At 68.2% G+C, this 23,515-nt stretch carries 18 protein-coding genes; 15 read left to right on the plus strand and 3 right to left on the minus strand.

The genetic code is table 11. The features are described from left to right. Positions 1–23 precede the first annotated feature (23 nt). Complete coding sequence (locus M5C98_RS02995; protein WP_272550875.1) at positions 24–944, plus strand: 2-hydroxyacid dehydrogenase; 921 nt, start codon at positions 24–26, stop codon at positions 942–944. 42 nt (positions 945–986) lie between these two features. Then, a complete protein-coding gene (locus M5C98_RS03000; protein WP_272550876.1) occupies positions 987–1,901 on the plus strand; it encodes a hydroxymethylglutaryl-CoA lyase in 915 nt (304 codons plus the stop codon). A 30-nt stretch (positions 1,902–1,931) separates the two neighbouring features. Here M5C98_RS03000 and M5C98_RS03005 read toward each other — a convergent pair whose 3' ends face one another. Next, positions 1,932–2,879: a LysR family transcriptional regulator gene (locus M5C98_RS03005; protein ID WP_272550877.1), complete on the minus strand. Its 948-nt coding sequence runs from the start codon at positions 2,877–2,879 to the stop codon at positions 1,932–1,934. Positions 2,880–3,112: 233 nt separating this feature from the next. Here M5C98_RS03005 and M5C98_RS03010 point away from each other — a divergent pair, with 233 nt between their 5' ends. From M5C98_RS03010 to M5C98_RS03065, 12 genes are all read left to right on the plus strand, one after another. After that, positions 3,113–4,594: an ABC transporter substrate-binding protein gene (locus M5C98_RS03010; protein WP_272553126.1), complete on the plus strand. Its 1,482-nt coding sequence runs from the start codon at positions 3,113–3,115 to the stop codon at positions 4,592–4,594. A gap of 46 nt (positions 4,595–4,640) precedes the next feature. Continuing rightward, positions 4,641–5,558: an ABC transporter permease gene (locus tag M5C98_RS03015; protein WP_272550879.1), complete on the plus strand. Its 918-nt coding sequence runs from the start codon at positions 4,641–4,643 to the stop codon at positions 5,556–5,558. Positions 5,559–5,580: 22 nt separating this feature from the next. Beyond that, positions 5,581–6,498 carry an ABC transporter permease gene (locus M5C98_RS03020; RefSeq protein ID WP_272550881.1) on the plus strand — a complete coding sequence of 306 codons (918 nt, stop codon included), beginning with the start codon at positions 5,581–5,583 and terminating at the stop codon, positions 6,496–6,498. A 13-nt stretch (positions 6,499–6,511) separates the two neighbouring features. Further along, the gene (locus M5C98_RS03025; protein WP_272550882.1) at positions 6,512–7,498 is read left to right on the plus strand and encodes an ABC transporter ATP-binding protein; all 987 of its coding nucleotides are present in this window, start codon (positions 6,512–6,514) and stop codon (positions 7,496–7,498) included. Then, positions 7,495–8,346: an ATP-binding cassette domain-containing protein gene (locus tag M5C98_RS03030; protein ID WP_272550883.1), complete on the plus strand. Its 852-nt coding sequence runs from the start codon at positions 7,495–7,497 to the stop codon at positions 8,344–8,346. The genes M5C98_RS03025 and M5C98_RS03030 overlap by 4 nt, the downstream gene beginning before the upstream one ends. Positions 8,347–8,395: 49 nt before the next feature. Next, a complete protein-coding gene (locus M5C98_RS03035) occupies positions 8,396–9,805 on the plus strand; it encodes a M20 family metallopeptidase (protein WP_272550884.1) in 1,410 nt (469 codons plus the stop codon). 82 nt (positions 9,806–9,887) lie between these two features. Then, complete coding sequence (locus M5C98_RS03040; RefSeq protein ID WP_272550885.1) at positions 9,888–10,394, plus strand: YbaK/EbsC family protein; 507 nt, start codon at positions 9,888–9,890, stop codon at positions 10,392–10,394. Continuing rightward, positions 10,391–10,666: a DUF1289 domain-containing protein gene (locus tag M5C98_RS03045; protein ID WP_272550886.1), complete on the plus strand. Its 276-nt coding sequence runs from the start codon at positions 10,391–10,393 to the stop codon at positions 10,664–10,666. Before M5C98_RS03040 ends, M5C98_RS03045 begins: the two co-directional genes overlap by 4 nt. After that, entirely contained in the window at positions 10,663–11,313 is a 651-nt protein-coding gene (locus tag M5C98_RS03050) for a 2-hydroxychromene-2-carboxylate isomerase (protein WP_272550887.1), read from the plus strand. Before M5C98_RS03045 ends, M5C98_RS03050 begins: the two co-directional genes overlap by 4 nt. Positions 11,314–11,699: 386 nt before the next feature. Next, positions 11,700–13,358, plus strand: coding sequence for an MFS transporter (locus M5C98_RS03055; protein WP_272550889.1), 1,659 nt, complete (start codon positions 11,700–11,702; stop codon positions 13,356–13,358). Between the two features lie 238 nt (positions 13,359–13,596). After that, on the plus strand, positions 13,597–14,559 hold the full coding sequence (locus M5C98_RS03060; protein ID WP_272550891.1) for a porin: 963 nt from the start codon (positions 13,597–13,599) through the stop codon (positions 14,557–14,559). A gap of 125 nt (positions 14,560–14,684) precedes the next feature. Then, positions 14,685–14,885, plus strand: a complete 201-nt coding sequence (locus M5C98_RS03065) for a hypothetical protein (RefSeq protein WP_272550892.1) — start codon at positions 14,685–14,687, stop codon at positions 14,883–14,885. A gap of 121 nt (positions 14,886–15,006) precedes the next feature. On the opposite strand, the gene M5C98_RS03070 is transcribed toward M5C98_RS03065, so the two are convergent. Together M5C98_RS03070 and M5C98_RS03075 are read right to left on the minus strand one after the other, a co-directional pair. Then, entirely contained in the window at positions 15,007–16,119 is a 1,113-nt protein-coding gene (locus tag M5C98_RS03070) for an ABC transporter substrate-binding protein (RefSeq protein ID WP_272550894.1), read from the minus strand. 189 nt (positions 16,120–16,308) lie between these two features. Beyond that, positions 16,309–17,418, minus strand: a complete 1,110-nt coding sequence (locus tag M5C98_RS03075) for an ABC transporter substrate-binding protein (RefSeq protein WP_272550895.1) — start codon at positions 17,416–17,418, stop codon at positions 16,309–16,311. Positions 17,419–17,644: 226 nt separating this feature from the next. Between M5C98_RS03075 and uvrA the strand changes: the two genes are divergently transcribed. Further along, positions 17,645–23,515, plus strand: coding sequence for an excinuclease ABC subunit UvrA (gene uvrA, locus M5C98_RS03080; RefSeq protein WP_272550897.1), 5,871 nt, complete (start codon positions 17,645–17,647; stop codon positions 23,513–23,515).

Here is a 23,515-nt window from a genome sequence, read left to right on the forward strand (position 1 = left end):
CAGGCGCGATACGCTCCCAGGCCATGAACATCACCTTCTGCTGTACGAACACCAAGGCCGAGCCCTGGCTGCAGGGCCTGCAGGCCGCGCTGCCCGGGGCGCACATCACCGTCTGGCAACCGGGCGCCCCCCCGGCCGATTTCGCCGTGGTCTGGGCGCCGCCCCAGCAGTTCATGGACGAGCAGGCCGGCATCCAGGCGCTCTTCAACATCGGCGCGGGCGTGGATGCGCTGCTGGCCCTGCGCCTGCCGCCCGGCGCGCAGGTGGTGCGGCTGGACGATGCCGGCATGGCCGTGCAGATGGCCGAATACGTGTGCCACGCGGTGGTGCGGCACTTTCGCGAGTTCGAAGCCTACGAGGCCGACATGCGCGCCGGGGGCTGGGCCTACCGCCGGCCGCGCCTGCGCAGCGACTTCTCCGTCGGCGTCATGGGCCTGGGGGTGCTGGGCGAGCGCGTGGCCAAGGCGCTGGCGCATTTCGAGTTCCCGGTGAACGGCTGGAGCCGCTCGCCCAAGGCCGTGGAGGGCGTGCGGGCCTTTCATGGCGCGGCGGGATTCGACGGCTTCCTGGCCGCCAGCCGCGTGCTGGTGAACCTGCTGCCGCTCACGCCCGACACGCAGGACATCATGAACCGCGACACGCTCTCGCGCCTGCAGCCGGGCGGCTATGTCGTCAACGTGGCGCGCGGCGCGCACCTGGTCGAAGACGACCTGATCGCCCTCATCGACGCGGGCCATCTGGCCGGGGCCACGCTCGACGTGTTCCGCACCGAGCCGTTGCCTGCCGACCACCCGCTGCGCACGCACCCCCGCATCACGACCACGCCCCACACCTCCGCCCGCACGCTGCGCGAAGAAAGCATCGCCCAGATCGCGCGCAAGATCGCCGCCATGCAGCGCGGCGAGCCGGTGGCCGGCATCGTGGACCCCCGGCGCGGCTACTAGGCCACGGGCGCCGCCCCGCATTCATCACCGCAGGATTTCCCCATGAGCAGCAGCATTCCTTCCCGCGTCAAACTCGTCGATGTCGGCCCGCGCGACGGCCTTCAGAACGAAAAGTCTCCCGTGCCCGCCGCGGTCAAGATCGGCCTCGTGCACCGCCTGCAGGCGGCAGGCCTCACGGAGATCGAGGTCACCAGCTTCGTCTCGCCCAAGTGGGTGCCCCAGATGGCGGACAACGTGGAGGTGATGGCGGGCATCGAGCGCCAGCCCGGCGTGCGCTATTCGGTGCTCACCCCCAACCTCAAGGGCTACGATGCCGCCGTGCCCACGCGGCCCGACGAGATCGTCGTTTTCGGTTCGGCCAGCGAGGCCTTCAGCCAGAAGAACATCAACTGCAGCATCGCCGAGAGCATCGAGCGTTTCGCGCCCGTGGTCGAGGCGGCGCGCGCGGCGGGCATTGCCGTGCGCGGCGCCATGAGCTGCACCGTGGGCTGCCCCTACGAGGGCGAGGTGGCGCCCGAACGCGTGGCGTACCTGGCCGGCCTGATGAAGCAGATCGGCGTGCAGCATGTGGGCGTGGCCGACACCATCGGCGTGGGCACCCCGCGCAAGGTGCAGCGCGCCATGGAGGCCACCTTGCAGCACTACGGCATCGATGCCGTATCGGGCCACTTCCACGACACCTACGGGCAGGCGCTGGCCAACACGCTGGCCTCGCTGGAGATGGGCGTGTGGCAGTACGACACCTCGGTGGCGGGCCTGGGCGGCTGCCCCTACGCCAAGGGCGCCACGGGCAACGTGGCGACCGAAGACGTGGTGTACATGCTGCACGGCATGGGCATCGACACGGGCATCGACCTGGACGCGCTCATCGATGCGGGCGCGTACATCAGCGATTTCCTGGGCCGGCCGTCCAACTCGCGCGCCGCCAAGGCGCTGCTGACCAAGCGCCTGGGCTGAGGCCGCGCAGGGCCTGGGCGCTGGGTGCGGTCAGCCTCCGGGCAGCGGCGCGGCCACGCTCTGCAGCTGCTCCTTGAGGTGCATGAGGAACGACTGCGCGGCGCGTGACAGCGTGCGGCCCATGAGGGTCTGCACCTCGATGTTGCGCAGGTCCAGCCCGCGGTCGCGCAGGCGCACGCAGGCCATCTCCTCGCGCTCGATCTGGTAGCGCATGGTGATCTCGCCAGAGATGGACACGCCCTCGGGCTCGTGCTTGACGAACCCGAACAGGCTGGCGATGTAGTTGCTGGTGAGCACCGGGTCGATCTGCACCTTCTGGCGGCTGCACGCGATGTCGAACAGCTGCCGCACGGTGGTGTCCATTTCGGGCAGCGCCACGGGGTAGTTCTGCAGCTGCGACAAGCTGACCTGCTGAAAGCGCGTCAGCGGATGGCCGCGCTGCACCACGGCCAGCACGGGCGAGGGCTGCAGCAGCTCGATGCGGATGTCCTTTTCGGCGCTGCGGCTCATGGTGATGCCGATGTCCGCATCGCCCAGCAGCACGCGGCGCGTGCTTTCGGCCGGCGGGAACACCCCCAGGTGGAACTGGATGCCCGGGTGCCGCCGCCGGAAATCGCTGATGAGCCGGGGCAGGAATTCCAGCGCGAAGCCCTCCGACGAGGCCAGGCGCACCCGCCCGCGCTCCATGCCCTGCAGCGCCTGCATTTCGTGCACCACGCGCTCTGCGTCGTGCGCGGACTTCTGTGCATGCACCGCCAGCAGCTCGCCCGCCGCACTGGGCACCATGCCGCGCGCATGGCGGTCGAACAGCGTCGCGCCCAGCAGGTCTTCCAGGTGCGCGATGTGGCGGCTGATGGCCGAGCCCGCCACGTTCAGCCGCTGCGAGGCCTCGCTGATCGAGCCGCAGCGCACCACCTCCAGGAAGTAGCGCAGGGCCGTGTCCTGCAACTGGCGGGCGACGATCTGCGAGCGTTTCATGGCGGGGGCGAAGGGGCGTGGTGCGCTGCGGCAATTCCCGGAGCATAGGCGCAAAGCGCCGGGAGCATTGCCTTTTTGAGATCGCTCGCCGCGATATTCGGTAATGGCGAAAACGCGTCCGAGGTCCCATTCTTGCTCCCGTTCACTGTGTTTCCTGTTTCATCACGATGAAGGAGTTCGCAATGGGGCATTTATTCACCCACTGGGTGCGCCGGGGCTGCCTGGCGCTGGGCATGGTGGTTTTCGGGGCCGGCGCGCATGCCGGCAAGGCCAACGACACGCTGACCTACGCGTCGGACAACGAGGTCGAGAACGTGAGCCCGTACCACAACAACATGCGCGAGGGCGTCGTGCTCGCCGCCATGGCGTGGGACACGCTGCTCTACCGCGACACGAAGACGGGCGAGCTCAAGCCGCAGCTGGCCACCGCCTGGAAGTGGGAGTCGCCCACCGCGCTGCTGGTCACGCTGCGCCAGGGCGTCACCTTCCACAACGGCGACAAGTTCACGGCCGACGATGTGGCCTACACCTTCAACGTGGTGACCGGCCCCGACGCCAAGATCGCCACGCGCCAGAACACCGACTGGATCAAGGGCGTGGACAAGGTGAGCGACTACGAGGTGCGCATCCACCTCAAGACGCCGTTCCCTGCGGCGCTGGAGTACCTCGCCGGCCCCACGCCGATCTACCCCGCAGCCTATTTCACCAAGGTGGGGCTGGAAGGCTTCAGCAAGGCGCCGGTGGGCAGCGGCCCCTACAAGATCACCAGCGTCGTGCCGGGGCAGGGCGTGACCATGGTGAAGAACACCGCCTACTTCAAGGACAGCCCGCTGGGCCAGCCCAAGATCGGCACCGTGAAGTTCACCGTGATCCGCGACCCGGAAGCCCGCATGGCCCAGTTGATGACCGGCGCGGTGGACTGGATCTGGCGCGTGCCGGCCGACCAGGCCGATTCGCTCAAGGCGGCGCCCAACCTCTCGGTGCTGAGCGGCGAGACCATGCGCGTGGGCTTCATCTCCATCAACAACAACGGCACCACCCCCGAGGCCGCGCCCTTCAAGGACCCCCGTGTGCGCCAGGCGCTCAACTACGCCATCAACCGCAAGGGCCTGGCCGACAGCCTGGTGCGCGGCGGCAGCCAGCCGGTGTATGCGCCGTGCTTTCGCACGCAGTTCGGCTGCGACACCAGCAAGGTGCAGCAGTACGAATACAACCCGGCCAAGGCCAAGGCGCTGCTGGCCGAGGCGGGCTACCCGAACGGTTTCGACACCGCGCTGTGGGCCTACCGCGAGCGCGAATACGCCGAAGCGATGATCGGCGACCTGCGCAAGGTCGGCATCCGCGCGCGGCTGCACTTCGTGCAGTACCCGGCGCTGCGCACCGAACTGCGCGCCGGCCGTGCGCCGCTCACGTTCCAGGCCTGGGGATCGTTCTCGATCAACGACGCTTCGGCCTTCGTGGGCAACTTCTTCAAGGGCGGCCCGGACGACACCGCCAAGGACCCGCAGGTCATCGCGCTGATGCAGACGGCCGATGCCACGGTGGACAAGGCCGAGCGCAAGGCCAAGTACGCCCAGGCGCTGCAGCGCATCTCCACCCAGGCCATGTGGGCGCCGCTGTTTTCGTACTCGACCAACTACGCGTTCACCTCGGACCTGAAGTTCGAGGCCCAGCCCGACGAGCTGCCGCGCTTCTTCCAGGCCAGCTGGAAGTGACGGCCCCGGCGTTCGTGTCCCTCCCACACCCTCGCGGGCCCCTGCCATGCTGATCTACATCTTTCGCCGCCTGCTGGTGGCGCTGAGCGTCATGCTGACCGTGGCGGTCGTCAGCTTCATGCTGCTGCACCTCTCGGGCGATCTGGCCACCGCCATCGCGGGGCCGGAATCGAGCGCCGCCGACGTGGAGAAGATCCGCGTGCAGTACGGCCTGGACCGCCCCATCGTGGAGCAGTTCTTCGACTGGCTGGGTGCGGCGGCGCGGCTGGATTTCGGGCGGTCGTTCTATTTCCAGAACACCGTCATGGAGCTGGTCGGCGAGCGCCTGCCCATCACGCTCAAGCTCGGCGGCGTGGCGCTGCTGCTGGCCGTGGCCGTGGCCATTCCTTTGGGTGTACTGGCCGCGCTCTACCGCGACACCTGGATCGACCGCCTGGCGCTGATGGTGGCGGTGGTGGGCCAGGCCATGCCGACCTTCTGGTTCGCGCTCACGCTGGTGCTGCTGTTCGCCGTGGGCCTGAAATGGCTGCCGGTGGCGGGCAACACGAGCTGGCAGCATTTCGTGCTGCCGGCGGTGGCCCTGGGCTACTACGCCATGCCGGCCATGATGCGGCTCACGCGGGCCGGCATGCTGGACGTGCTGGGCGCGGACTACATCCGCACCGCGCGCGCCAAGGGCCTGAGCCGCTCGCGCGTGGTGTTCAAGCACGCGCTGCGCAACGCCATCATTCCGGTGGTGGCGCTGGCCGCCGTGGAGCTGGGCTTCATGCTCGGCGGCTCGGTGGTGATCGAGTCGGTGTATTCCATGCAGGGGCTGGGGCAGCTCGCCTGGGACTCCATCGCGCGCAACGACTACCCCGTGGTGCAGGCCGTGGTGCTGATCATCGCGGTGTTCTACATCGCGCTCACCTTCCTGGCCGATGTGCTCAACGCCGCGCTCGACCCGCGCATGCGCACCCGCTGACATCGCTGCACCGGAGACTGCCATGACCGCTTCCACCACCCTTTCCTCCCCCGGCGCGGCGGCCACCCTGGCCCTGCCGTCGCCACCGGCCTGGCGCCGCTGGCTGCGCCGCGTGCTGGGCCAGCGCGGCCTGGTGCTTGGCGCCATCGTGCTCGTGCTGACCCTGGTGGCCGCGCTGCTGGCCCCCTGGATCAGCCCGCACGACCCCTACGCGCAGGACGTGACCCAGCGCCTCATTCCGCCCGTCTGGCACGCCAAAGGCAGCTGGGAGCACGTGCTGGGCACCGACAAGCTCGGCCGCGACTACCTGAGCCGCCTCATCTACGGCGCCCGCGTGTCGCTGCTGATCGGCGTGGTCACGGCGCTCATCGCCGGGGCCATCGGCACCACGCTGGGCGTGCTGGCCGGCTACTTCGGCGGCCGGGTGGATGCGGTCATCAGCTACATCATCACCACGCGCCTGGCCATGCCGGTGGTGCTGGTGGCGCTGGCCATGGCTTCGCTCGTGGGCGGCTCGCTGCAGGTGGTGATCGTGCTGCTGGGCTTGCTGCTGTGGGACCGCTTCGCCATCGTGACCCGCTCGGCCACGCAGCAGCTGCGCGATGCCGAGTTCATCGCCGCGGCCAAGGCGCTGGGCGCCTCCACGCCATACATCCTGGTGCGCGAGCTGCTGCCCAACCTGATGAGCGCGCTCACCGTGGTGGCCACGCTGGAGATGGCGCACGCCATCCTGCTCGAATCGACCCTGTCGTTCCTGGGCCTGGGCGTGCAGCCGCCCACGCCGTCGTGGGGTCTGATGGTGGCCGAGGGCAAGGCCTACATGTTCTTCCAGCCCTGGGTGATCCTGATCCCCGGCGTGGTGCTGGCCGTGCTGGTGCTGGCCATCAACCTGGTGGGCGACGGCATCCGCGACCTCACGGCCCCCGATGGCCGGAACTGAAAGGCAAACACCCATGACCACCCCTTTGCTGGACGTGAAGAACCTGCGCGTGGACCTGCCCACCGAGCGCGGCATGCTGCACGCGGTGCGCGGCATCGATTTCCACGTGAACCGCGGCGAACTGCTGTGCCTGGTGGGCGAATCGGGCTGCGGCAAGTCGATGACCTCGCTCGCGCTCATGGGCTTGCTGCCGCGCAAGGCGGTGCGCACGGCCGACCACATCCGCTTCGACGGTGCCGATCTGCAGGGCCTGCCCGAGCGCGGCATGGCAGCGCTGCGCGGCGCCCGCATGGCGATGATCTTCCAGGAGCCGATGACCTCGCTCAACCCGTCGTACACGCTGGGCGACCAGCTGTGCGAGGCGCTGCGCGCGCACCGCAAGGTGAGCATGGCCCAGGCGCGTGAGCGCGCCGTGTACCTGCTGGAGCGCGCGGGCGTGCCCCAGGCCCCCGAGCGCCTTCGCCAGTACCCGCACCAGCTCTCGGGCGGCCTGCGCCAGCGCGTGATGATCGCCATGGCGCTGATGTGCGAGCCCGACCTCATCATTGCCGACGAGCCCACGACGGCGCTGGACGTGACCATCCAGGCGCAGATCCTGCGGCTGCTGCGCGAGCTGCAGCAGGAGTTCGGCACGGCCGTGGTCTTCATCACCCACGACCTGGGTGTGGTGGCGCGCATCGCCGACCGCGTCGCGGTGATGTATGCGGGCGAAGTGATCGAGACCGCGCCGGTGGGCGAGCTGTTCGCGCGCCCCAAGCACCCCTACACGCAGGGCCTGCTCAACTGCATTCCCGTGCGCGGCAAGACGCTGCCGGGCAGCCGGCTGCAGGCCATTCCCGGCGTGGTGCCCAGCCTGGTTGGCACCGTGCAGGGCTGCGCTTTTTCCAACCGCTGCGCGCACGCGCAACCGGCCTGCGCGCACACGCCGCCCTATGTGGCGGTGGATGCCCACCACGCGGTCCGCTGCGTGCAGGCCCATCCCCTGGCGGAGGCCGCATGACCCCCACACCCCTTCCCCCGGCACCCGGCAGCGACATCGCGCTGGAGCTGTGCGCGCTGCACCGCAGCTTCCGCCTGAAGCGCGGGCTGTTTCGCGCGCCCGGCGAGATCCACGCGGTGAACGACGTCTCGCTGCGCATCCGCAAGGGCGAAACGCTGGGCCTGGTCGGCGAATCCGGCTGCGGCAAGAGCACGCTCGCCAAGATGCTGCTGGGCCTGCTGCCGCCCAGCTCGGGCAGCGTGCTGGTCGATGGCAAGGAGGTCGATCCGCGACAGCGCCGCGCGCTGGCGCGTCGCATCCAGCCCATCTTCCAGGACCCGTATTCGTCGCTCAACCCGCGCCGCACGGTGGCTGACATCGTCGGCGTGCCGCTGCGCCTGCACCAGGTGGGCACGGCCGTGGAGCAGCGCCGGCGCGTGCGCGAGATGCTCGATCTGGTCGGCATGCCCGAGCGCACCCATGCGCAGTACCCCAACCAGCTGTCGGGCGGGCAGCGCCAGCGCGTGGCCATCGCGCGGGCGCTGGTGCTGCGGCCCGACATCCTGATCTGCGACGAGCCGACCTCGGCGCTCGACGTGTCGGTGCAGGCGCAGATCCTGAACCTGCTGCTCGACCTCAAGGCCGAGTTCGGGCTGACCTACCTGTTCATCAGCCACGACCTGGGCGTGGTCGAGCACCTGGTGGACCGCGTGGCCGTGATGTACCGCGGCGCCATCGTGGAGCTGGGAACGCGCGAGCAGATCTTCGCCCGGCCCGAGCACCCCTACACCCGCCGGCTGCTGGCCTCCGCGCTCACGCCCGAGCCGGGGCTGGGCATTCCCGACATCGAGCGCGCTGCCCTGGCCTGAACGGCTGCGCGCCCCTTCACTTCGTTCCACCCACCCGAGGACCTTTCCCATGAGCCGTGACCAAGCCATTGCCCAGACGCTGGCCTGCTTCGACGACGGGCGCTTTCAGCAGACGCTGGCGCGCCGCGTCGCCTTCCGTACCGAAAGCCAGGACGCCGCCAGCGGCCCCATCCTGCACGCCTACCTGACCGAAGAGATGGTGCCGCAGCTGCAGACGCTGGGCTTCGCCTGCCGCGTGGTGGACAACCCGGTGCCGGGCAAGAGCCCCTTCCTGCTGGCCGAGCGCACCGAAGAGGGCGCGGCCTTCACGATGCTGACCTACGGCCATGGCGACGTGGTGCGCGGCTACGACGCGCAATGGCGCGCGGGGCTCAAGCCGTGGGAGATCGTGGTGGAGGGCAACCGCTGGTACGGCCGCGGCACGGCCGACAACAAGGGCCAGCACACCATCAACCTCACCGCGCTGGAGCAGGTGCTGGCGGTGCGCGGCGGCCGCCTGGGCTACAACGTCAAGATCATCCTGGAGATGGGCGAGGAAGACGGCTCGCCGGGCCTGAACGCCGTGTGCGCGAACGAGCGCGAAGCGCTCGCAGCCGACCTGTTCATCGCCTCCGACGGGCCCCGGGTGTCCGCCTCGCGCGCCACCCTGTTCCTGGGCTCGCGCGGCGTCTTCAACTTCGACCTGCACGTGAAACTGCGCGACGGCGGCCACCACTCGGGCAACTGGGGCGGCCTGTTGCGCAACCCGGGCATCCGGCTGGCGCATGCCATCGCCAGCCTGGTGGACGAGCGGGGCCGCATCCAGGTGCCGGGCCTGCGCCCCACCGAGCTGCCTGCCAGCGTGCGCGAGGCGCTGCGCGACATCGACGTGGGCGGCGGCCCTCATGATCCCGAGATCGACCCGGACTGGGGCGAGCCCGGCCTGACCCCGTCCGAGCGAGTGATCGGCTGGAACAGCCTGGAGGTGCTGGCCTTCACCACCGGCAACCCGGCCATGCCGGTACATGCCATTCCCGCCGAGGCGCGCGCGCACTGCCACATGCGCTACGTGGTGGGCTGCGACCCCACGGCGTTCCTGGACCACATCCGCGAGCATCTGCAGGCCCGCGGCTTCACCGACGTGGAGGTGCGCGGCACCGACGTGCACATGGCCGCCACCCGGCTGGACCCGGACGACGCCTGGGTGCGCTGGGGCCTGGCCTCCATCGAGCGCTCCACCGGCCGGCGCCCGGCGCTGCTGCCCAACCTGGGCGGCTCGCTGCCCAACGACGTGTTCTCCGAGACGCTGGGCCTGCCCACGCTGTGGGTGCCGCACTCGTATCCGGCCTGTTCGCAGCACGCGCCCAACGAACACATCCTGGCGGACGTCACGCGCGAATCGTTGCAGATCATGGCCGGCCTGTTCTGGGATCTGGCGGAGCAGGGGCCCGGGGTGCACCAGGACCGCGCGGCGGCTTGAAGGCCGAAGGGCTGCGCGCTGGGTCCGCCATCGCTAAGATTCACGGCTTTGGACCACCGGCCTTCCGGCCTTGAGACACCCCATGTGCGCAGCCGAACTCATTCCCCTTCCCGAAGGCGTCCAGCGCGTGGCCGCCACGCTGCAGTCGCTGGGCCATCCGCACATGCCGCGCATGCTCGACGACGCGGCGCGCACCGCCCAGCAGGCGGCCGACGGCCTGGGCATCCTGGTCGGCCAGGTGGCCAAGAGCATCATCTTCCGGCGCAAGAGCGACGATGCGGCCGTGCTGGTCGTCACCTCGGGCGACCGGCGCGTGGATGAAAAGAAGGTCGAGGCCCACGTCGGCAAGATCGGCCGGGCCGATGCCGAGTTCGTCAAGGCGCGCACGGGCTTCTCGATCGGCGGTGTGTCCCCCGTGGGCCACGCCACGCCGCCGGTCACGCTGATCGACCGCGAGTTGTTCCGCTTCGAGGAGATCTGGGCCGCGGCTGGCCACCCGCACAGCGTGTTCGCGCTGCGCCCGCAGGACCTGGAAAAGCTCACCAGCGCGCCCGTGGTCGATGTGGTGCAAGCGCCAGTCGAATCATGAGTGCTACTGAATCGATCGCCAACCGCGCGATGCTGCTGGGTGCGGGGGGCTATTTCGACGAGGCCAGCACGGACGGCGTGCCCTCGCCCTGCATCTCAGTGTGCCGCCTGTCCGCCGACGGCACTTACTGCGACGGCTGCTTTCGCACGCTGGACGAGATCCGGGCGTGGTCGGGCGCGGACGATGCCGAACGCCGCGCGATCTGGGCCCGCCTCGCGCAGCGCGCGGGCTTCGAGTTTCCCCCGCCATCCCCTTTTCCCGACCTGCCGTGAAGCACATCACCTTCTACCTGGACTTCGTCTCGCCCTATGCCTGGCTGGCATTCGAGCAGTTGCCGCAGGCCCTGGAAGGACTGAGCTACAGCGTCGAATACCGCCCCGTGCTGCTGGGCGCGCTGCTGCAGCGCCACGGCAACCCCGGCCCGGCGGGCATTCCGGCCAAGCGGCTGTGGACGTATCGCCATGCCGAATGGCTTGGCCATTCGCTCGGCACGGGCCTGGCCATGCCGGCCCGGCACCCGTTCAACCCCTTGCCGCTGCTGCGCCAGTCGCTGGCCTGCAGCGACGATGGCGCCATCAACCGCTTCGTGGCCGGCACGGTGCTGCGCCACGTGTGGCTGGGCGGGCACGATGCCAACGACCCGGCGCGGCTGCAGGTGCTGGCCGAGGCGCTCGCCCAGCAGGTGCGCCCGGACCCTGCAGGTGCCGCCGCCAAGGCCCTGTTGCGCGCCAACACCGACGCGGCAGCGGAGCGCGGCGTGTTCGGCGTGCCGGCGTTCGCTGTGGAGGGCCGCCTGTTCTGGGGGCTGGACAGCCTGCCCATGCTGCGCGCCTGCCTGAGCGGCGACCCCTGGTTCGACGGCCCCGCGTGGGCCCATGCCGAAGCGTTGCCCTCCGGCTTGCCGCCAGTCGCCGCCTGATCCGCCGAACCCGGCGGCAGGCACCGAGTCGGCCGGCGTTACCGTGCTGACGCGGCCGATTCCCCTGACGTTCCCGCCGTTTCAGGGTTAGTCCCTGGCAGGGTTTTCCCGCGGCGAGGCGCTGCGTCGTTGGTGCCTCCGTGGCCCGTTCGGTGGGCTGCAGCGCTGTTTTCACCCCGATTTACCGCATCGAGAAATGCGGGCACAGGGTTGGCCCGGGGTTTGTCAGTTGGCAGTCAGTCCGGGGTGCCGGCAAGCCACCGGCGCTTGTCAGTGTTTGGTCAGATGCGAGTCCGATATTGCGGTCCAGGCTGCGACGAGTGCCCGGAAACCCCATCGCACCGTGCATTTCCGCATCCATCCGACCACCTTTGGAGACAAGCACCATGGCTACCAATGTTGCATCCCGGCCCATGTCGCCGGAAGAGAGAAAAGTCATCTTCGCCTCGTCGCTCGGCACCGTGTTCGAGTGGTACGACTTCTACCTGTACGGCTCGCTCGCGGCCATCATCGCCAAGCAGTTCTTCAGCGGGCTGGATGCGGGCTCGGCCTTCATCTTCGCGCTGTTGGCCTTCGCGGCCGGGTTCATCGTGCGGCCCTTCGGCGCGCTGGTGTTCGGCCGCTTGGGCGACATGATCGGGCGCAAGTACACCTTTCTGGTCACCATCCTGATCATGGGCCTGTCCACGTTCATCGTGGGCATCCTGCCGACCTACGCCAGCATCGGCGTGGCTGCGCCGGTGATTCTCATCGCGCTTCGCATGCTGCAGGGCCTGGCCCTGGGCGGCGAGTACGGCGGTGCCGCCACCTACGTGGCCGAGCACGCGCCGCAGGGCAAGCGCGGCGCCTACACCTCATGGATCCAGACCACCGCCACGCTGGGCCTGTTCCTGTCGCTGCTGGTCATCCTGGGCACGCGCACCATCATGGGCGAGCAGGAGTTCGGCGATTGGGGCTGGCGCATTCCGTTCCTGGTGTCCATCCTGCTGCTGGGCATTTCGGTGTGGATCCGCCTGTCGCTGTCGGAATCGCCCGCCTTCCAGAAGATGAAGGCCGAAGGCAAGACTTCCAAGGCGCCGCTGACCGAGTCGTTCGGTGAGTGGAAGAACCTCAAGATCGTGATCCTCGCGCTGATCGGCCTGACCGCCGGCCAGGCCGTGGTCTGGTACACGGGGCAGTTCTACGCGCTGTTCTTCCTCACGCAGCAGCTCAAGGTGGATGCCGTCACGGCCAACCTGATGATCGCCGCCGCGCTGCTGATCGGCACGCCGTTCTTCATCGTGTTCGGAACGCTGTCGGACAAGATCGGCCGCAAGCCCATCATCATGCTGGGCTGCGTGCTTGCCGTGCTGACGTACTTCCCGGTGTTCAAGGCCCTGACCGAAGCGGCCAACCCCGATCTCGCCGCGGCGCAGGCCAAGAACAAGGTGGTGATCGTGGCCGACCCGGCCGAGTGCTCGTTCCAGTTCAACCCCACGGGCACGTCCAAGTTCACGAGTTCGTGCGACATCGCCAAGCAGGTGCTGGCCGCCGGTTCGGTGAGCTATGACAACGAAGTCGCACCGGCAGGCACGCCCGCCGTGATCAAGATCGGTTCCACCACCATTCCGAGCTACAGCGCCAAGGGCCTGCCCGCTGATCAGGTCAAGGTCAAGGACGCGGAGTTCAAGAAAGCCGTGGCCGACACGCTCAAGGCCGACGGCTACCCCACCAAGGCCGACCCCGCCAAGATGAACAAGGTGATGATGGTCGTTCTGCTGACCTACCTCGTGCTGCTGGTGACCATGGTGTACGGCCCCATCGCCGCCATGCTGGTGGAAATGTTCCCCACCCGCATCCGCTACACCTCGATGAGCCTGCCGTACCACATCGGCAACGGCTGGTTCGGCGGCCTGCTGCCCACCACCTCGTTCGCCATCGTGGCCCAGACCGGCAACATGTACAACGGCCTGTGGTATCCGATCATCATCGCCGGCGCCACGGCGGTGATCGGCACGCTGTTCATCCGCGAAACGAAGGACGTGGACATCTACGCCAACGACTGATGGCTCCGGGCGGCCCCGGATTGCGGTGCCGCCCGCGTGGAAAACGCCTGCATGTGTTGGCAAAAAACGCCAAAGTGTGGTGGCGATGCATCAGCGCTGTTATCAAAGTGACTTTGGGTGGTGGTATTGCGGCGGCACGCCCTAGAATTTCGTAAGTAGTTGCACCAACGCCCGGCGGCCAGCCGCTCTGCAGTGCCTACCACACCATCTGACGGATAAAAGCATTCAAGGAAATCACATGCAAAAGACGAATCGTTTGGCACTGGCTGTGCTGGCTCTCCTGGGTAGCACCGCTGCCTTCGCCCAAAGCAGCGTCACGCTGTATGGCCGTGTGAACACCACCGTGGAACGCCAAGAAGTGGGCGACACCAAGACTACCGGTCTGTTCAACAATGCTTCGCGTTTCGGTTTCAAGGGCACGGAAGACCTCGGCGGTGGCCTGAAGGCTGGCTTCCAACTGGAAAGCGGCTTCGCTTCCGACACCGGTTCTTCCGATGCACGTGGCTTCTTCGCCCGTCAAAGCGAAGTGAACCTGTCGGGTGGTTTCGGCGCCGTGCGCCTGGGCCGCTTCACGGCTGAGTCCTACTACGCTACGGCCGACTACGTCAGCCTGCACAACCATGACACCGGTTCGTCGTCCGACGCGTTCTACGCCTACGTGATGCCCGATGCCAACAAGATTGCCTATCGCACGCCCGATTTCGGCGGCCTGAGCCTGGAAGGCGCTGTCGCGCTGCACGAGCAAGCCGTCGGCGTGAAGAACGCCTATGACCTGGCTGCCAACTACAACCTGGGCGCTCTGGCCCTGGGTGCTGGCTACAGCAAGCAAGGCGACGTGAACCAGTTCGCAGTGCGCGGCCTGTACACGATGGGTTCTTTCATGTTCGGTGGCTACTACCAACGTGACGAAGACGCATACGTCCTGAACGGCGGCAAGCGCAACACGTTCCGTCTGTCGGGTGCCTACCTGATGGGCGCTTCGGAATTCCACGTGAACGTGGGCCGTGCCGGCAAGTACAAGAACGTGTCTGACAGCGCCGCCAACCAGTACACGCTGGGCTACAACTACAACCTGAGCAAGCGCACCAAGGTTTACGGCTACTACACGAAGGTGAACAACAGCCGCAATGCCGCTTACATGACGGGCATCGCCGGCGCTGACTTCAGCTCCGTGGCCGTGGGTGTTCGCCACGCTTTCTAATTAATGGTTGACGCGGGTCGGCGGCCCCGGCTGCCGGCCAGCGCTCCAGACGATCTGAGCCTCACATCCCGAAAGGGGTGTGGGGCTTTTTTTCAGCCGTTCGTTTCACTAAAAAGGAGATAGGTATGTGGAAAATTGTCGTGGGCTTCGTTCTGTTTGCAGCGCTGTCGCTCTTCGTCATCATGAAAGCCGGAGACAAAGTGGACATGAGCGGTGAAAAGCACGGTGCCGATGCCGTGCATGTGCCTGAAACGGCAGCGCCACCGGCAAGCACGCCGGCTTCGATTCCAGTCGTTCCGGCTTCGGGAGCCAGCAGCGCTTCTTGATGCCGATCCGCTGCCATGCACAAAAAAAGCCCGCTGATGCGGGCTTTTTGCTGGGTGAAGCGCGAAGATGGGATGAATGGGATGAATGGGATGAATGGGATGGGGATAGGCCCCCTATCGATCAGCGGCGGAATTTTCCGTCCGCCCCGAGGATGGACAGGTCGGCAAAGTCCAGCCCGGTGTGGTCGTCGGGGCCGTAGCTGATCTCCATGCCGCCCAGGTCGAACCTCTGCAGGCCTTCCAGGGCGGCATGGATCTTTTCCCGTGTCGGCTTGGGGCCGGCGCGTCGCAGGCCCTCCACCAGCACCTTGGCGGCCGCGAATCCTTCCAGCATGGCGGGGCTGACTTCCTTGCCCTGCGTTTTGGCCAGGTCGTGGGCTTCGCTGACCAGGGGCACGTTCACGGCGCGTTCGTTGGGGAACACCTGGGTGACGATCACCCCGCGGGCGTTGGCGCCCAGGCTTTTGGCAAAGCCGGCGGAGGCATTGTTGGAGAGCGTGACCATCTGCGCCACCGAGCCGGCCGCGCGCAGGGCCGCGTAGCCTTCCGCGGCAGCGGTGCTGGAGGCGATCATCAGCACGGCCTGCGCCTGCGATTGCACGATTTTCGGAACGAGGGCGCCGAAGTCGGGCTTGGAGCGATCGAACTTTTCCTGCAGCACGGCCTTGAGCTTGGCGGCATCCAGCCCTTTCTGCGCGCCGACCAGGCCATCGGCGCCGAAGCTGTCGTCCGCGTGGACCACGGCGATTTTCGTGATGCCGATGGATACCAGATGCGAAACGGCTTTTTCGGCTTCGCGCTGGTAGGGCGCGCGCACGTTGAAGACGTTTCGGCGCACCGGCCTGTGCAGCACCATGGCGCCGGTGGACGGGCCGACCAGGGCCACGCCGTATTTGTCCAGCAGCGGAATAACCGCCTCGGTGGGCGGCGTGCCGCGCGTGAGGAAGAGTGCGGAGACGTTCTGCTCTTCAATCAGCTTGCGGGCATTGGCCGCTGCCAACTGGGGGTCGAGTTGGTCGTCCAGCGAGATGAGCTGCACCTTCTGCCCATGGATTCCACCCCGCGCGTTGATGGCGTTCAGGTACAGCTTGGCGCCGTCGGTGGTTTCCTGCACGCCTGCAGCCACCGTGCCGGAGAAGCCGGCGGTCTGTCCGATGAGGATCTGCGCCTGTGCGGCCGACAGCAGCGCTGCCCAGGCGACGACGCCCGCGCTGATTTTCTGAAGGGTTGTCATAGCTCTCTGGTCAAAGGATGGAGGGGCGTGCCGGACTCACTCCGGCCCCGGCATGTCCGGCCACGGCGCTTCCCGGGAAGGGGCGTAACCGAAAGGTACGGCGATTGTGCCGAGGCGATGGCCGCGGCTTTCCTCATATCCCCCGGATGGGCTGGGCCATTGCTGCCGCTCGGGCACGCTGGCCGGGTTTCAGCGGCGGAATTTTCCGTCGGTTCCGATGATAGACAGATCGGCGAAGTCCAGCCCGGTGTGGTCCTCGGGGCTGTAGTTGATCTCCAGGCCACCCAGATCGAACTTCTGCAGCCCTTCCAGCGCGGCCTGGATGCGGTCGCGCGAGGGCTTGGGCCCGGCGCGGCGCAGGCCTTCCACCAGCACCTTCGCGGCGGCATAGCCTTCCAGCATGGCGGGGCTGATTTCCTTGCCCTGGGCCTTGGCGAGGTCCTGCGCCTCGCGCACCAGGGGGAAGTTCATGGCCCGTTCGTTGGGGAACACCTGGGTGACGATCACCCCGCGCGCGTTGGCGCCCAGGCTTTTGGCAAAGCCGGCGGAGGCGTTGTTGGACAGCGTGACCATCTGCGCGCCCGATCCGGCGGCGCGAAATGCCGCATAGCCTTCGGCCACGGCGGTGCCCGAGGCGATCATCAGCACGGCCTGGGCCTGCGACTGCACGATCTTGGGCGCGATGGGGGCGAAGTCCGGCTTGGAGCGGTCGAACTTTTCCTGCAGCACGGCCTTGAGCTTGGCGGCTTCCAGCCCCTTTTGCGCGCCGACCATGCCGTCGGCCCCGAAGCTGTCGTCCGCCTGCACCACGGCGATCCGGGTGATGCCCATGGAGACCAGGTGGGAGATCGCCTTTTCGGCTTCGCGCTGGTAGGTGGCGCGCACGTTGAAGATGTTCTTGCGCACCGGCTTGTGCAGCACCATGGCGCCCGTGGAGGGGCCGACCAGGGCCACGCCGTGCTTGTCCAGCAGCGGAATGATGGCCTCGGTATGGGGTGTGCCGCGCGTGAGGAAAAGGGCGGAGACGTTCTGCTCTTCGATCAGCTTGCGCGCGTTGGCGACGGACAGCTGCGGGTCGAACTTGTCGTCCAGCGAGATCAGCTCCACCTTCTGCCCGTTGACGCCGCCGCGCGCGTTGACGGCGTCCAGGTACAGCTTGGCGCCATCGGTCGTCTCTTGCACGCCCGCCGCCACCGCACCGGAAAACCCTGCCGTTTGGCCGACGAGGATCTGGGCCTGGGCCGCCGACAGCAACGCCGCCAGCACCAGCGCGGCGCCTGTTTTGTGCAAGAGTGTCATGGTGTCTCCAATCAATGAGGGATCGCCGAGGAAAGCCCCTCGCCAGGCCGCCACCTTGCCGCACGCGATCATTCGTGACAAGAGGTAACACCCTGGGTCGAAGGCCTTTTCCATCCAGTGGGCGGTTGCTGATGGCGGGCTTGCCCCGATATGGGAAAACGCCCTACCTTCCGCGCGCGCAAGCGGTCCCTAGAATGCTCCGCCTCCCCCACCCGAAAGACCCCCGATGACCCAGGGATTGATCCGCATCCACGGCGCACGCCAGCACAACCTCAAGAACCTCGATCTGGACATCCGCACGGGTGAATTGACGGTGGTCACGGGCCCGAGCGGTTCGGGCAAATCGAGCCTGGTGTTCGACACCCTCTACGCCGAGGGTCAGCGCCGCTACGTGGAAACCTTCAGTGCCTATGCGCGCCAGTTCCTGGACCGCATGGACAAGCCGGCCGTGGACAAGGTGGAAGGCGTGCCGCCCGCCATCGCCATCGACCAGACCAACCCGGTGCGCTCCAGCCGCTCCACGGTCGGCACGATGACCGAGCTGAACGACCACCTGAAGCTGCTCTTCGCCCGCGCGGGGCAGTTGTTCGACAAACAGACCGCGCAGCCGGTGCGCCACGATTCGCCCGAGACCATCTATGCCGAGCTGCAGCGCCGCTGCGCCGAGGCCGGCGACCCGCGCGTGGTGCTGACCTTCCCGGTCGAACTGCCGGCCAACACCTCGCCCGAGCAGGTCGAGCAGTGGCTGTCCGCCAGCGGCTTCACCAAGGTGCAGGCCGAGCGCGAGGTCGCGGCGCCCACCGGACCGCGCAAGCTGCTGGACGTGGTGGCAGACCGGTTCCGCCTGGGCACCGCAGAAAAGGCCCGCGTGGTGGAGGCCATCGAAGTGGCGATCAAGCGGGGCACCGGCCGGCTGAACGTGTACCGCCTCGTGGACGAGGGTGAGTCGGAACTCTGGCGCTTTTCCACCGGGCTGCATTGCCCCGACAGCGACCTGCGCTACAGCGAGCCGATCCCGTCGATGTTCTCGTTCAACTCCGCCGTGGGCGCGTGCGACACCTGCCGCGGCTTCGGCCGCGTGATCGGCGTGGACTACGGGCTCGTGATCCCCAACGAGAAGCTCACGCTGCGCGCGGGCGCGATCAAGACCATCCAGACGCCGGCGTGGAAGGAGGCGCAGGACGACCTCATGCGCCATGCCGAAACCGCCGGCATCCCGCGCGACACGCCCTGGTACAAGCTCACCGAGGACCAGAAGCAGTGGGTCATCGGCGGCACACCCGGCTACAAGGACGGGCAGTGGAACAAGCAGTGGTACGGCATCAAGCGCTTCTTCGAGTACCTGGAGAGCAAGGCCTACAAGATGCACATCCGCGTGCTGCTGTCCAAGTACCGCAGCTACACGCCGTGCCCGACCTGCGGGGGGGCGCGCCTCAAGACCGAGAGCCTGCTGTGGCGCGTGGGCAGCAAGGAAGACGCCGATGCAGCCATCGAACCCGCGCGCCGTTTCATGCCCCAGGGCGTGCAATGGAGCCGCTCGCAGCTGGAGGCGCTGCCCGGCCTGTGCCTGCACGACCTGATGCTGCTGCCCATCGACCGGCTGCGCCGCTTCTTCGACCGCATGGAGCTGCCCGAGGGCGATGCCGGAGCGGGCGGCGACGCGCAGGCGCTCAAGCTGCTGCATGAAGAGATCACCACGCGCCTCAAGTACCTGTGCGACGTGGGCATCGGCTACCTGACGCTGGACCGGCAAAGCCGCACGCTCAGCGGCGGCGAGGTGCAGCGCATCAACCTGACGACGGCGCTGGGCACCTCGCTGGTGAACACGCTGTTCGTGCTGGACGAGCCCAGCATCGGCCTGCACCCGCGCGACATGCACCGCATCACCGAGGCCATGCTGCGCCTGCGCGATGCGGGCAACACGCTGGTGGTGGTGGAGCACGACCCGGCCGTCATGCTGGCGGCCGACCGCGTGATCGACATGGGCCCCGGCCCCGGCGAGCGCGGCGGCGCCATCGTGTTCGACGGCACCACGGGCGACCTGCGCCGCGCCGACACGCTCACCGGCCAGTACCTGAGCGGCACCAAGCAGATCGGCATGGGCTTTCAGCGCCGCGTGACCGAATCCACGCCGCGCCTGATCCTGGAAGGCGCGCGCGAGCACAACCTGCAGAACGTGTCGGTGGAGTTCCCGCTGCAGCGCCTGGTCACCGTGACCGGCGTGAGCGGCTCGGGCAAGTCGAGCCTGATCCAGGACGTGCTGGCCCCCGCGCTGCTGCGCCACTTCGGCAAGGCGACGGAGACGCCCGGCGCGCACGACCGCCTGCTGGGCGCCGACCACCTGGGCGAGGTCGTGTTCGTGGACCAGTCGCCCATCGGCAAGACCGCGCGCTCCAACCCGGTGAGCTACGTGGGCGCGTGGGACGCGATCCGCGAGCTGTTCGCCGTGGCGCCGCTGTCGCGCCAGCGCAGCTACACCGCGGCCAAGTTCAGCTTCAACTCGGGCGACGGGCGCTGCCCGACCTGCGGCGGCTCGGGGTTCGAGCATGTGGAGATGCAGTTCCTGTCGGACGTGTACCTGCGCTGCCCCGACTGCGACGGCAAGCGCTACCGGCCCGAGATCCTGGAAGTGACCATCGAACGCGGCGGCCGCTCCTTCAACGTGGCCGGCGTGCTCGACCTCACGGTGAGCGAGGCGGCGGCGCTGTTCGCCGCCGACCGCGACGTGATCCGCGCGCTGCAGCCCATCGTGGACGTGGGGCTGGAATACGTGAAGCTCGGCCAGCCGGTGCCCACGCTGTCGGGCGGCGAGGCCCAGCGCCTGAAACTGGCCGGCTTCCTGGCCGAGGCGGCGCGCAGCGAGGCCAAGTCGCGCCAGCCGCTGGCGCGCAAGGGCACGCTGTTCCTGTTCGACGAGCCCACCACCGGCCTGCATTTCGACGACATCGCCAAGCTCATGCGCGCGCTGCGCAAGCTGCTGGACGCGGGGCATTCCCTCGTCGTCATCGAACACAACCTGGACGTGATCCGCGCCAGCGACTGGATCATCGACCTCGGACCCGAGGGCGGCGACGGCGGCGGCCTGCTGGTGGCCGAGGGCACGCCCGAGGACGTGCGCCAGCACCCCACCTCGCACACGGGCGCCGCGCTGCGCGAGTACGAGCAGGCCCTGGGCGCGGGCGGTCACTCGGTGCACGAGAAGGCGGCGGTGCTACGAAAAGAGAAGCAGAACGCCCTAGATAAACATGCGCCAGCGGCCAAAAACGCCATTCAAATCGTCAACGCCAAGGAGCACAACCTCAAGAACCTGAGCGTGGACATTCCGCGCGGCCAGTTCAACGTGATCACCGGCGTGTCGGGCTCGGGCAAATCGACGCTGGCGTTCGACATCCTGTTCAACGAAGGCCAGCGCCGCTACCTCGAATCGCTCAACGCCTATGCGCGCTCCATCGTGCAGCCGGCGGGCCGGCCCGAGGTGGATGCGGTGTACGGCATTCCGCCCACGGTGGCGATCGAGCAGCGCCTGTCGCGCGGCGGGCGCAAGAGCACGGTGGGCACCACCACCGAGGTGTGGCACTTCCTGCGCCTGCTGTACGTCAAGCTGGGCGTGCAGCATTGCGTGCGCGACGGGGCTGCCGTGCAGCCGCAGACGCCCGACAGCATCGCTGCGCAATTGCTGCGCCACTTCAAGGGCCAGCACATCGGCCTGCTGGCGCCGCTGGTGATGAACCGCAAGGGCGTCTATACCGAACTGGCCGACTGGGCGCGTCCGCGCGGCTACACCCACCTGCGCGTGGACGGGCATTTTCTGCCGACCACGGGCTTTCCGCGCATCGACCGCTTCAAGGAACACACCATCGAGCTGCCCGTGGTCAGCCTGGACGTGTCGCCCGAGAACGAAGGGCTGTTGCGCTCGTCGCTGGCGCGCGCGCTGGAACTGGGCAAGGGCGTGGTCCATGTGCTGAGCCAGCTGGACGGCCTGAAGGACGCCATGGTGGCCGGCACCGCCACCGCGCACATCGGCGCGCTGCAGGCGTTCTCCACCAAGCGGGCCTGCCCCGTGTGCGCCACCAGCTATGCCGAGTTGGACCCGCGCCTGTTCTCCTACAACAGCAAGCACGGCTGGTGCCCCGACTGCGTGGGCACGGGCGTCAAGCTCACCCGCGAGCAGCGCAAGGTGTTCGACGACTCGGTGCAGGACGACAAGGAAAAGGGCCGCGAGCAGACCTTCGCCGAGCCCGAAGCCGAGGACGTGGCCGACGTCGCCTGTCCCACCTGCCAGGGCAGCCGGCTGAACGCCACGGCACGCGCCGTGCGCTTCGGCGAGAACGCTGCCGCCGGCCGCGCGGGAGTGGGCATCGCCGATATCGCTGCGCTGTCGGTCACCGACATCCGCCAGTGGATCGAGGCGCTGCAGCAGGGTGCGGCCTTGAGCCGGCGCGAGACCGACATCGCGCGCGACCTGATCCCCGAGATCCAGAGCCGGCTCGAATTCCTGGAAGAGGTGGGCCTGGGCTACCTCACGCTGGACCGGGGCGCGCCCACGCTGTCGGGCGGCGAGGCGCAGCGCATCCGCCTGGCGGCGCAGCTGGGCAGCAACCTGCAGGGCGTGTGCTACGTGCTGGACGAGCCCACCATCGGCCTGCACGCGCGCGACAACCAGATCCTGCTGAACGCGCTGCACAAGCTGGGCGACAAGGGCAACACGCTGGTGGTGGTGGAGCACGACGAGGACACCATCCGCCGCGCCGACCACATCATCGACATCGGCCCGAGCGCTGGCAAGCGCGGCGGGCGGCTGGTGGCGCAGGGCAGCGTGGCCGACGTGCAGGCCGCCGAGGACTCGCAGACCGGCCGCTACCTGCTGCATGCCATGCGGCACCCGCTGCAGGCCCGGCGCCCGGTGGTGCCGCCCGTGCACATCGTCCGTTCGGACGCTACTATTTTAATAGCTACAACGGCAGATAGTACTAGGGCGCAAGGCCAAAAAGAGCCCGAAACCGCCCAGCCGGAGCACTGGCTGACCGTGCGCGGCGCCCATCTGCACAACCTGCAGCGCGTGACGGCCAGCGTGCCGCTCAACCGCCTGGTGGCCGTGACCGGCGTGAGCGGCTCGGGCAAATCGACCCTGGCGCGCGACGTGCTGCTGGCCAACGTGCAGGCCTGGGTGCAGCAGCGCTCTACCAAGGCCGGGCGCGACGCGATGGACGCCGGCAAGGCGCCGCCCCTCGTGGGCTGCAGCGGCCTGTCGGGCTTCGAGACGGTGGACCGCGTGCTGGAAGTGGACCAGACCCCCATCGGCAAGACGCCGCGCAGCTGCCCCGCCACGTACATCGGCTTCTGGGACACCATCCGCAAGCTGTTCGCCGAAACGCTGGAGGCCAAGGCGCGCGGCTACGCGGCCGGCCGGTTCAGCTTCAACACCGGCGAAGGGCGCTGCCCGGGCTGCGAAGGCCAGGGCATCCGCACCATCGCCATGAGCTTCCTGCCCGACGTGAAGGTGCCCTGCGAGACCTGCCACGGCGCGCGCTTCAACCCCGAGACGCTGGCCGTCACTTGGCGCGGCAAGAGCATCGGCGACGTGCTGCAGATGGAGGTGGACGAGGCGGTGGAGTTCTTCGCCAGCATGCCCAGCATCGCGCACCCGCTGCAACTGCTGAAAGACGTGGGCCTGGGCTACCTCACGCTGGGCCAGCCCAGCCCCACGCTGTCGGGCGGCGAGGCGCAGCGCATCAAGCTGGTGACCGAGCTGACCAAGGTGCGCGACGAGGTCGGCCGCCGCGGCCAGAAGGCGCCGCACACCCTCTACGTGCTGGACGAGCCCACCGTGGGCCTGCACATGGCCGACGTGCACAAGCTCATCCAGGTGCTGCACCGGCTGGTGGACGGCGGGCACAGCGTGGTCGTCATCGAGCACGACCTGGACGTGATCGCCGAAGCCGACTGGATTCTCGACCTGGGGCCGGAGGGCGGCCGGGAAGGGGGCCGAATCGTCGCGGCGGCGGCGCCGGAAGACGTGGTGCGGCTCGGCACGCACACCGGCAAGGCCCTGGGGCCGGTGCTGGCGCGGGGACAGGGGGCTGGTGACTTGAGGTGA

Source organism: Acidovorax sp. NCPPB 3576 (assembly GCF_028473605.1).
Taxonomy (GTDB): Bacteria; Pseudomonadota; Gammaproteobacteria; order Burkholderiales; family Burkholderiaceae_C; genus Paracidovorax.

Coding starts and splice junctions, on each gene's coding strand:
- M5C98_RS03000 (WP_272550876.1), top strand. CDS start 987: ATGAGCAGCAGCATTCCTTCCCGCGTCAAACTCGTCGATGTCGGCCCG.
- M5C98_RS03010 (WP_272553126.1), top strand. CDS start 3,113: ATGGTGGTTTTCGGGGCCGGCGCGCATGCCGGCAAGGCCAACGACACG.
- M5C98_RS03025 (WP_272550882.1), top strand. CDS start 6,512: ATGACCACCCCTTTGCTGGACGTGAAGAACCTGCGCGTGGACCTGCCC.
- M5C98_RS03020 (WP_272550881.1), top strand. CDS start 5,581: ATGACCGCTTCCACCACCCTTTCCTCCCCCGGCGCGGCGGCCACCCTG.
- M5C98_RS03060 (WP_272550891.1), top strand. CDS start 13,597: ATGCAAAAGACGAATCGTTTGGCACTGGCTGTGCTGGCTCTCCTGGGT.
- M5C98_RS02995 (WP_272550875.1), top strand. CDS start 24: ATGAACATCACCTTCTGCTGTACGAACACCAAGGCCGAGCCCTGGCTG.
- uvrA (WP_272550897.1), top strand. CDS start 17,645: ATGACCCAGGGATTGATCCGCATCCACGGCGCACGCCAGCACAACCTC.
- M5C98_RS03040 (WP_272550885.1), top strand. CDS start 9,888: ATGTGCGCAGCCGAACTCATTCCCCTTCCCGAAGGCGTCCAGCGCGTG.
- M5C98_RS03015 (WP_272550879.1), top strand. CDS start 4,641: ATGCTGATCTACATCTTTCGCCGCCTGCTGGTGGCGCTGAGCGTCATG.
- M5C98_RS03065 (WP_272550892.1), top strand. CDS start 14,685: ATGTGGAAAATTGTCGTGGGCTTCGTTCTGTTTGCAGCGCTGTCGCTC.
- M5C98_RS03075 (WP_272550895.1), bottom strand. CDS start 17,418: ATGACACTCTTGCACAAAACAGGCGCCGCGCTGGTGCTGGCGGCGTTG.
- M5C98_RS03070 (WP_272550894.1), bottom strand. CDS start 16,119: ATGACAACCCTTCAGAAAATCAGCGCGGGCGTCGTCGCCTGGGCAGCG.
- M5C98_RS03030 (WP_272550883.1), top strand. CDS start 7,495: ATGACCCCCACACCCCTTCCCCCGGCACCCGGCAGCGACATCGCGCTG.
- M5C98_RS03055 (WP_272550889.1), top strand. CDS start 11,700: ATGGCTACCAATGTTGCATCCCGGCCCATGTCGCCGGAAGAGAGAAAA.
- M5C98_RS03035 (WP_272550884.1), top strand. CDS start 8,396: ATGAGCCGTGACCAAGCCATTGCCCAGACGCTGGCCTGCTTCGACGAC.
- M5C98_RS03005 (WP_272550877.1), bottom strand. CDS start 2,879: ATGAAACGCTCGCAGATCGTCGCCCGCCAGTTGCAGGACACGGCCCTG.
- M5C98_RS03045 (WP_272550886.1), top strand. CDS start 10,391: ATGAGTGCTACTGAATCGATCGCCAACCGCGCGATGCTGCTGGGTGCG.